The organism is Microcoleus sp. BM001215392 (genome assembly GCF_036700185.1).
In the GTDB taxonomy this organism is placed as follows: Bacteria; Cyanobacteriota; Cyanobacteriia; order Cyanobacteriales; family Microcoleaceae; genus Microcoleus.
The window spans coordinates 1-9,443 of sequence record NZ_JAUBOJ010000314.1; the positions used below are offsets into that span (position 1 = coordinate 1).

Annotated in this window: 7 protein-coding genes; all 7 read left to right on the forward strand. The window is 46.3% G+C overall.

All coding sequences use genetic code 11. The features are described from left to right. Window positions 1-236: 236 nt before the first annotated feature. The 7 genes from QT974_RS25830 to QT974_RS25860 all read left to right on the forward strand — a co-directional run bounded on the left by QT974_RS25830 (window position 237) and on the right by QT974_RS25860 (window position 9,209). The gene (locus tag QT974_RS25830; RefSeq protein WP_333471266.1) at window positions 237-740 is read left to right on the forward strand and encodes a helix-turn-helix domain-containing protein; all 504 of its coding nucleotides are present in this window, start codon (window positions 237-239) and stop codon (window positions 738-740) included. Continuing rightward, window positions 670-1,422: an RNA-guided endonuclease InsQ/TnpB family protein gene (locus QT974_RS25835; protein WP_333471267.1), complete on the forward strand. Its 753-nt coding sequence runs from the start codon at window positions 670-672 to the stop codon at window positions 1,420-1,422. Before QT974_RS25830 ends, QT974_RS25835 begins: the two co-directional genes overlap by 71 nt. Window positions 1,423-1,452: 30 nt before the next feature. Further along, the gene (locus QT974_RS25840; protein WP_333471268.1) at window positions 1,453-1,917 is read left to right on the forward strand and encodes a hypothetical protein; all 465 of its coding nucleotides are present in this window, start codon (window positions 1,453-1,455) and stop codon (window positions 1,915-1,917) included. Window positions 1,918-2,001: 84 nt separating this feature from the next. Continuing rightward, the gene (locus tag QT974_RS25845) at window positions 2,002-4,227 is read left to right on the forward strand and encodes a two-partner secretion domain-containing protein (RefSeq protein WP_333471269.1); all 2,226 of its coding nucleotides are present in this window, start codon (window positions 2,002-2,004) and stop codon (window positions 4,225-4,227) included. 524 nt (window positions 4,228-4,751) lie between these two features. Continuing rightward, complete coding sequence (locus QT974_RS25850) at window positions 4,752-5,993, forward strand: DUF7005 family protein (protein WP_333471270.1); 1,242 nt, start codon at window positions 4,752-4,754, stop codon at window positions 5,991-5,993. A gap of 266 nt (window positions 5,994-6,259) precedes the next feature. Then, window positions 6,260-7,369, forward strand: coding sequence for a cyclic nucleotide-binding domain-containing protein (locus tag QT974_RS25855; RefSeq protein ID WP_333471271.1), 1,110 nt, complete (start codon window positions 6,260-6,262; stop codon window positions 7,367-7,369). 52 nt (window positions 7,370-7,421) lie between these two features. Beyond that, entirely contained in the window at window positions 7,422-9,209 is a 1,788-nt protein-coding gene (locus QT974_RS25860; protein WP_333471272.1) for an NHLP bacteriocin system secretion protein, read from the forward strand. Window positions 9,210-9,443: the final 234 nt, after the last annotated feature.

Below are 9,443 nucleotides of genomic sequence, written 5' to 3' on the forward strand. Positions count from 1 at the left end.
GACTTTTTGGCTCTACTCGCGGAGCATCCCTGTTCCAAAACTGTCCGAAGTATTGTTTAGGTAGATTAAACTTAAGTTTGATTTGTTGAAGCCTGCGTAGATTGGAATGCTGTTAAGGAAACTCCCGTGAAAGCTATTGTGCGAAACACAGCCAAACTTAAACTCAGGAGTCAGACTTAAGTGCCAAATAATTTGCTAAACTTCTCCATAGTTAACTACCAAGAGAGGGTTTAACCATGTTTGCCGTCAAGCGAGCGCTCAAGTTGAATAACAAAGAAGCGACCTTAATGGCAAAACACGCAGGATTCAGGCGGGTTGTCTTCAACATGGGATTGAGCTTGCGAACCCAAATGTATGGTGAGGGACAATTTACGGACTCAAAAGTCATCAACTTCATCAAAAAAGTTCTCACCAACCACGTCAAAAAACAACCTGAATGGGCTTGGATGAACGCGCTTTCAAGTCGAGTTTACCAAAACGCTTTGATGGACTTGAAAATAGCGTTTGCCAGGTATCGCTTGGGGAAGGCCGGTCATCCAAAATTTGCCAGCCGCCGAGACGGCCAATCCTTCGCGGTTGATTCTTCTAATGGAAAAGTTTTGCTAAAAGCTGGCAATACAATTAAGATTCCCACCTTGGGAACTTTTCGACTTGAGGAACCATTAAAGTGTGGTTTTGTGTCTCAAACTTTTACCATTTCAAAAGAAGGAAATCGCTGGGAAAGTTTCTTTTTGCGTTGATGCCCAACGTTTGCCCGAGAAACAACCCGAAAGCTCCGTAGGAATCGATGTGGGCGTTAAATTTTTTGCTACGCTGTCAAAAGGGCAAGTTTTTGATGCACCAAAACCGTTAAGAGCCAGTGCGAAAACCAAGCTGGCACGGTTGCAACGCAAGGCATCAAGGCAAGTAAAAGGCTCCCATAACCAACGCAAAACTTACAACTCTATCAGCAGACTTCACGCCAGAATCGCCTGCATTCGCAAAGACTTCCTTCACAAACTAACAACTTCCACCGCAAAAACATTCAAGCTGATTAAAATCGAAGACTTGAATGTAAGCGGGATGCTGGCAAATCATAAGTTAGCTGGTGCAATAGCGGACTTAGGGTTTTACGAATTCCGGCGACAGCTAGAGTATAAGTGCCAAATGTATGGAGCGAGCTTGGTTCTGGTAGATCGATGGTTCCCCAGCTCCAAAATATGCTCGAATTGCGGACACAAACAAGAGATGCCATTAAGCATTCGGACTTACGATTGTCCTGCTTGTGGGGTGTCGATAGATCGTGACTTGAATGCCAGCTTGAATATTTTAAATTGGGAACCCTCGGCAGCCAGGGGGATAGCCTGCTTACCTTGGGATGGCCGACCACCCAATAGCGCAGGAAGTAAACGCCGAACTGTAATTAAAGATAGCTTTAGTTAAGTTTGGATAAGTTTTAGGAAGCAGAAAATCATGGACTCTACCAGAGAAACACAAACACATAACCCAGAATTTGAGTCAAAAGTGTGCGAACTGCTGCCAGACTTAGCTCAATTGCTAAAGAAACCTGGAGCACCAAAATCAGACGACTTTGCAGTTAACCTCGGAATTGACTTATCCCAATTAGAACCTCGCCTTGCTTCTCACCGTACAATGAGTTGCTACTGGGATTCGTCCCAGAATAGTTTCGTATGCTCGCCTACTTCTGGCGATCGGACACAACTGAACAGTGCTGTTGAGTCGAAACTGTCCGAGATGCTGCCCGATCTAGGTCAAGTGCTTGACAAAAATGGAGTATCAGAACCGTTCACAGTGAACCTCGGAACTGACCTGTCTGAATTTGCTTCTTCGCGTACAAACAGCACAATGAGATGCTGCTACATCTCTCCTAACAACGATCCGAAATGCTTCGTTACATATCAGGGGATAGGCTCCTAAAATAGGCTTTCAGAATCTGCTGCCGTCGATCGCCAATCTGTAGTAGCTTTAACAGCATGGAATTTCTTCAAGCAAGCTGAATCGATGCCTCAAAGCAAGAACAGCAGATTCTGGAACCCAAAGCTATTAAGTTTCCTAATGGTAGCCGGAGCAAGTGCTGTCTCTGGAAATCGCGCCTTTGCTCAAATCGCGCCCGATACCACCCTAGGAGCCGAACGCTCTGTTATCAATTCAGAAGTTAGTAACGGTTTGCCTCGCGATCGAATCGAGGGTGGAGCAACTCGCGGCATCAATCTGTTTCACAGCTTCTACCAATTCAATGTCAGTGAGGGGCAAAGCGTCTATTTTCAGAATCCTCCCGGAATTGAGAACATTATCAGTCGGGTAACAGGGGGCAGTCCCTCAGATATTCGAGGAACTCTCGGCGTGTCAGGGGGTACTGCCAACTTATTTCTGCTCAATCCCAGTGGCATTATTTTTGGGCCGAATGCTCGTTTGGATGTCGGAGGTTCATTTGTAGCAACCACAGCGAATGCCATTGAATTTGGCACTCGGGGCTTCTTCAGTAGTTCCGATCGCAATCCTCCCCCATTACTGACGGTCAATCCGTCAGCTTTTTTCTTTAACCAAGTAGCTCGTGGGTCGATCGTCAATCGTTCAACAGCAGCTTTGGCAGCAAACGCACGGGGGCTTCAGGTGCCTGATGGTCGGAGCTTGCTTTTCTTGGGTGGTGATGTGAGTTTAGCGGGTGGGGGGATGAATGCCTTCGGCGGTCGGGTAGAGTTGGGGGGAGTCGCAGCAGCCGGAATGGTAGGGCTGAGCGTAGATGGCAACAACCTGCATTTGAGCTTTCCTGAGAATGTGGCGCGAGCAGATATTTCCCTAACGGATGGGGCGAAAGTCGATGCAAGTGGTGAGGCGGGCGGTACTATCCAGGTTCGGGGCAGGCACGTATCGCTGAGCGGTGGTTCTCAAATGGTGGCTTTTACCCAGGGGGCAAAGCCAGGAGGAAACTTGTCCGTAAACGGCTCTGAGTCTGTGGAATTGCTGGGATACTCGCCGCGTGGTGTCTTGACGACTCAGACTTTCGGTGCCGGAAGTGCTGGAGACATCACCATCGACACCAGGAAACTGATTGTCCGGGATGGAGCAGCAGTATCTACTTTGACTTTTGGTGAAGGTGCGGCAGGTCAATTGACGGTAAACGCCTCCGAGTCTGTAGAGCTGATAGGTATTTCAAGTCAAGGCTCCAATAGCGGCTTGTTTAGTTCCACCGTCGCTGCTGGAGATGCAGGCAACCTGATCGTTAATACTGGGAGGCTAATTATTCGGGGTAGGGCAGCGATATCAACTGACTCTTCTGTGCTTGTGGATACACGTTCGCGGGTGATACGTCGTGCAACAGGACGAGGAGGCAAAGTGACTGTGAATGCTTCTGAATCTGTAGAGTTAACAGAATTTGGACTAATTTCCACAGATACTCAGGGTTCGGGAGATGCAGGCGACTTAACTATTAACACTGGCAGGTTGCTTGTCCAGTCTGGAAGCATCCTAACAACTGGAAGCAGTCGATCGGGAAGCGCAGGCAATATCGATCTCAATGTCAGTGACACCCTGCAAGCAAATAATGGCACCATTACCACCACTGCCGAGCAATCTTCCGGTGGGGCGATCGACATCACAGCAGGAGCCATCCGCTTGCAAGACAACAGCGACATCAGCACCTTTGTCTCCAGCGGCACGGGTGGCGGCGGTAATATCACTCTCAACGCCCGTTCCATCGTCGCCCTGGATGACAGCGACATCCTCGCCTTTTCCCAGGATGGCAGAGGCGGCAACATCACCCTCGAAACTCCTGCCTTCTTCGGCGAAAACTACCGCCGGGCACTTGGTGACGCTGACCCCGATACCCTCGATCGCAATAACCAAGTCGATATCAATGCCACTGGCGCGATCGGTAGTGGAGTTATTACCATACCCGATGTCAGCTTGATTCAAAACAGTCTCAGCGAATTACCAGAAAATCGGATTAACACCGACAGCCTCCTGGCGAATAGCTGCATTGTCCGCCGCTCACGACGCACTCAGGGACGCTTCACTATCACCGGAACAGGTGGCTTGCAAGAGCGCCCCGGAGATGCCCAGATGTCCAGTTTTCCCACCGTCGATGTGGAAACGCTACCAACTGAGGGCACCACCTCAAGCACCAACTCCGATCGTCCTTGGCAAAAAGGCGACCCCATTGTTGAACCCCAAGGCGTGTATCGACTGCCGAACGGGAAACTCGTTATGAGTCGGGAATGTTATTAGTTTAATGAAGCGCGATCGTTTCTCTATTTTGCCCCAATCGGCCGATCGAACTCGCTAGTTCTGCAAGCAACCGTCCCACCTTCACTATATTTCCTAGCTGGCGATAGTTCCCACATTCCGCACCCGGTACTGGCACATACACGGAACGCTCGGCCTACGATCTTTCTACTCCGAATTTGCTTGATATTGTGCGATCGTTCCAATCTATGAGTTGGGGGCATCTACTGCATAAGTCAATTAGCCTTACACCTATTAAATCACATCAGAGAGCAGCCGAAAAAAGGTATCTCTCAATACACCTCCTTTCGTTGAGTGCATTCAACCACAAGATGCTGCCCGCAAAAGCAAACAGCGAAAGAGTCGATCGTACTTATAAAAGTTACGGACAAAGCTGGGATTGAAAAAAAATCACTCTTAACCAGAACAATCAATTATGTCAAAAATTGTCTCAATTCACTGGTATAGAGGCAGCACGGGCAAATCAACTCCAAAATCTGATAGTTAATACTTGAGGTATTTGTCCGATGAACCAACAGCAATTGCGTACAAAAGTTTTAGTAGACTGCGGTGCCGGCGATTCTGAAATTGCCGAACTGCTGGCTTACAACCAAAATGTTTTTGATTTTAGCAGTGTCCAGCTTCCCCAAACCTTTCCCCCCGATCCTGAACCGGGCGTTGCTGCTTGGGAAAAATACGCAGCAGCCGCAGAAACAATGGGAGTTTATCAAGTATTGAAAAAGTGTTTGATCCAGTTTCAGTTTCCCATAGTTGCAGGAATCAGCGAAACTGAAGAATACCGAGCAGCTACTCGCAAAGGAAAGTTTCCAGACGAAAGTGCGATGGCGTCCCGCCCCGCAAGCTACGGCATTCCGCTAACTTTCACCGAACCCGAAAAACTTCAACTTCAATTGTATCAAACTTTGGCGGGTACTATTCCAGTATTAATAGCTGCCAACCGAGAGGATTTTGTCACATTAGTGCAAGCACTTACAAAACGCAATGAACCGCAGCCAATTTCCGATTCTATGGGGGCTTGTACGATTAGCGGTTACAACAATTGGCATCGGATCGAGCAATACAAACAGCAGTGGAGTGTCCGACAAAATAAATACTCAGAGACTGACTGGGAGGCAGAATTTAAACGCTTAATTCCCCGCAAAGAATTGTATCAAGATCGGTTGATAATTTTGAGTACGGGCCCCTACAGTAACGTGACAGCCAGCAATCTGGGATTAACAGAAACTGAGTGGGGGCAACTTTCTCTAAAAATCCGCCTCGAACACGAATCTACGCATTACTTTACCCGCCGCTTTTTCGGTTCAATGCGAAATAATATGACCGATGAATTAATTGCCGACTACAGAGGCATTGTCGCAGCTTTGGGATATTACCGATCCGACTGGTTTTTGCATTTTATCGGTTTAGAATCATTTCCGGCATACCGCAAAGGTGGCAGGTTAGAAAACTATAGGGGTCAACCTGTGCTGTCAGACAGTGCGTTTAAAATTCTGCAAATACTGGTGAAAAAAGCAGCGGAAAATCTCGATCGCTTTGACAAACAATTTTGCCAACACCAGAGAACTCCTTTAGAACAACTTTCTGCGGTCGTAACTTTAACTGCCCTAACTCTAGAAGAATTAGCGGACGACTCAGCCGAATTTTTGCAAAAGTTCGCAGCGTCGGCTAACTTGACGCTCGGCAATATGAACTCGACTAAAGCCCTGGCAAACTTTAACGATGTTGTAGGGTGCGTCAGCCTTCGGTGAGATGAGAAAAATAAGGGTTTTCCCATCTGACGCACCCTACCTGATGTGACAGTTGCCTTTCTTGGGGTGCATCTCATTTTTGCAAATATACTCGTAGGGGCGAAGCATTTCGGTAGTAAATCTTTGATTCTCACTAATAAATTTTCTGCCGAAATGCTTCGCCCTTGCCAAATAGAGATGCACCCCAGTTGCCTCCAAGAGTGATGAAGTTTAAACAGCCGATAGCCCGCAGCGAATCACAACAATACATAAAACAAAAAAAGCTTATGACAGAAGTTTTGATCCAACAGTTGAATAACAGCGACATTAACTGGATGATCGCCAACGGCAGCCGACAGCGACTTGCCTCTAACACCATACTGTTCCGACAACAAAGCAGCGTTAACAGCTTGTATATTGTGCTTGATGGCAGTCTAAGCGCTACCGTTAAAAGCAACTCAGAAAGTGTATTAGCAGGGGATTTTTCTGCCCTGGAAGATGACACTGATTTAGAGCAAGAAATTGGTCGCTTTTCTAGCGGCGACGTGCTAGGAGAAACATCATTTCTCAATCTCAGTCCCGCCGCCACTGCGGTGAAAGCAACAGAAAAATCAACAGTTTTAGTTTTGCCCCGCCAGAAATTGCTGGGGAAACTGCGACAAGACGCGGACTTTGCTTGTCGGTTTTATCGGGCGATCGCAATTTTACTGCAAAACCAGTTCGATCGATTAATTCAACAATTTATCCGCCGCCCGAATTTGAAAATATCGCCCCTGCAAGATATTCCCTTGCTGTTTGGGGAACTCAGCGACAGTGATGTTGACTGGATTGTCAGATACAGCCGCGTTGAAGAAATTGCCGCCGACACGATGTTAATTCGGGCAAATCGGCCAGTAGATACGCTTTACCTGCTGCTGCGCGGAACTGTATCAGTTACTTTTAATGAAAATAGCAGCAGCAGTTTCGCCAGCGTTTTTTCAATACTTGAAAATTTGGAGGAAAGCGATGAGTCGCCCGGATACGAAATTGCTCAATTGACAAGGGGTGAAATTACTGGGGAAATGGCTTTAATTGATACCCGTTTGTCGGCTTATAGTTTTAAAGCTTTGGAAAATTTACAGGTATTGGCGATCGACAAACAACAATTGTCCATTGAAATACAGAAAAATCCGGCGATGGGGACTCGTTTTTTGAGAGCGATTGCTATGTTAATTTCTGCTAGAATGCAAGCTCTAATCGGTCGCGTAGGATACGGCAGAAGTAGTTATCTGTTGGGGGAAAATCTGTCGGGAAATTCTCAATACGCTGATGAAATCGATGTCAACATGATGGACGATCTCAGTTTAGGGGGTAAGAGATTTGATTGGATGCTGAAGCGGTTAAAGATTTCGATTTAATTCAATTGTTTTAAGGACTGCGATCGCTAGAACAAACAGGAGGAATTAGAAGGTGCAAACTAAAAATAACAAACTTTTCCGTCAAGAAGCGCTAGAGCGTTTATCTTCGCCAGAAAGACTGGATCAAATGATTCAGGTAGTTAGTCCTAGAGCTTGGCTGCCTTTAAGTGCGATCGGCGCCTTAGTAGCTACTGCCACCGTTTGGAGTGTAGTTGGGCGAATTCCGCTGAATGTGACGGGTCAGGGAGTATTGATTCAGCCGCGCCGGATCGTGCAATTTCAAGCACCGAATGCCGGTGGATTATTAAACCTGAAGATTAAAGTGGGAGATCCAGTGAAGCGCGGTCAGGTAATCGCAACAATTGACCAATCAGCCCTCAAGCAACAATTAGAACAAGAAAAAGCAAAATTAGCCGAACTGGAACGGCAAAAAATCGACACAAATAAACTGCAAAAACAACAGATATCGCAGGAATTAAACACGCTGCAAAAGCAGCAACAAGACCTCGAAGAAAGTTTGCGCCGAGAATCAATTTCGCCGCTGCTGCGCCAACAAAACCTCACTGCTTTAAGACAAAAACGCCAAAGTTTGGAAGAAAGTTTGCGGAGAGAGTCAATCGCACCGCTGCTGCGCCAACAAACCCTCAATGCTTTGACACAAAAACGCGAAACCCTGCAAGAAAGTCTACGCCGAGAATCGAGCGTGCCCTTGCTGCGACAACAAACTCTCACAGTGATCGAAGAAAAACGTCAAAACCTCAAACAGCAAAAGCAAGAAATCAGTTCTTTAATAAAAACCCTACAGCAGCGGGTTGAAGCCCACCGCAGTCTTTTTGAGGAAAAGATTATCACCCAGGAACAGCTTTTGCAAGTCCAGCAGGAATATATGAAATCTCAACTGCAAGTCTCAGATATCGAAACGCAACTCAAAGAACTCGACGTTCAGAAAACTACTAACGAGCGCGAATATATGCAAAACCTCAATCGAATTAATGAAATCAAAAATAACATTCAAGAAATCGACATTCAAGCGACCAATGCCGAACGCGAATACCAACAAAATCTGACTAAAATGAACGAGATTAAAAATAACATTCAACAAGTGGACATTGAAAAGACTACGACTGAACGCGAACACCTCCAAAATCTCAACAAAATTGACGAAATTACAACCAAAATCAAAGATTTCAAAAATCAAGAAACCAAGTTAGCCCAACAAGATTTAGAAAAGACTGTCAGCCAAACAAATCAGATTCAAGAAATTAAACGCAAGATTGCCCAACTAGCAATGAAATTGGCAGGCGACAGCAAAATTGTCAGCCAATATGACGGCAAGATTTTAGAACTTGGCGTCGCACCGGGTCAAATTCTTAGTGCCGGTATGCGTTTAGGGGCGATCGAAGCAGAAGATCCGGGTGCAAAAATAATAAGTCTCGTCTATTTTGCTGACAAAGATGGGAAACAAATTCAACCTGGAATGAGCGTACAAGTTACTCCCAGCGTCGTCAAGCGAGAACGCTACGGCGGCATTATCGGCAAAGTAACTCGCGTTTCTCCCTTCCCCGTAACCAACCAAGAAATGTCAGCAATTATTGGTAATGAAAACATGGCAAATAAACTCTCGGAAACTTTGACAGCGGGCGGTGGCGCGCCCGTACAAATCTTTGCTGAACTGGAAGAAGATTCAAATAATATCAGCGGTTATAAGTGGTCTTCCTCCAAAGGGCCTGCGCTAAAACTTACGCCAGGAACTACCGCCTCAGTCAGAGTGCAAATCGCACAACAAGCACCTATTTCTTACGTAATTCCGATTTTCAAGTCTTTGACAGGCGTTAACTAATATTTTTCAAGGGCATCAAACAAGGCGGGCACTCTTGGCACCGCCCTACGGAAACCGATTTCTTTGTACTTCGGGTGCATCTGGTTTTGGAAGAGGAAGAGGGCGAAGCATGACCGCATATAAGTTATTAGTTATAATCTCCTATTTTCTGCGGTCATGCTCACTTTGGAAGAGGGCGAAGCATGACCGCATATAAGTTATTAGTTATAATCTCCTATTTTCTGCGGTCATGCT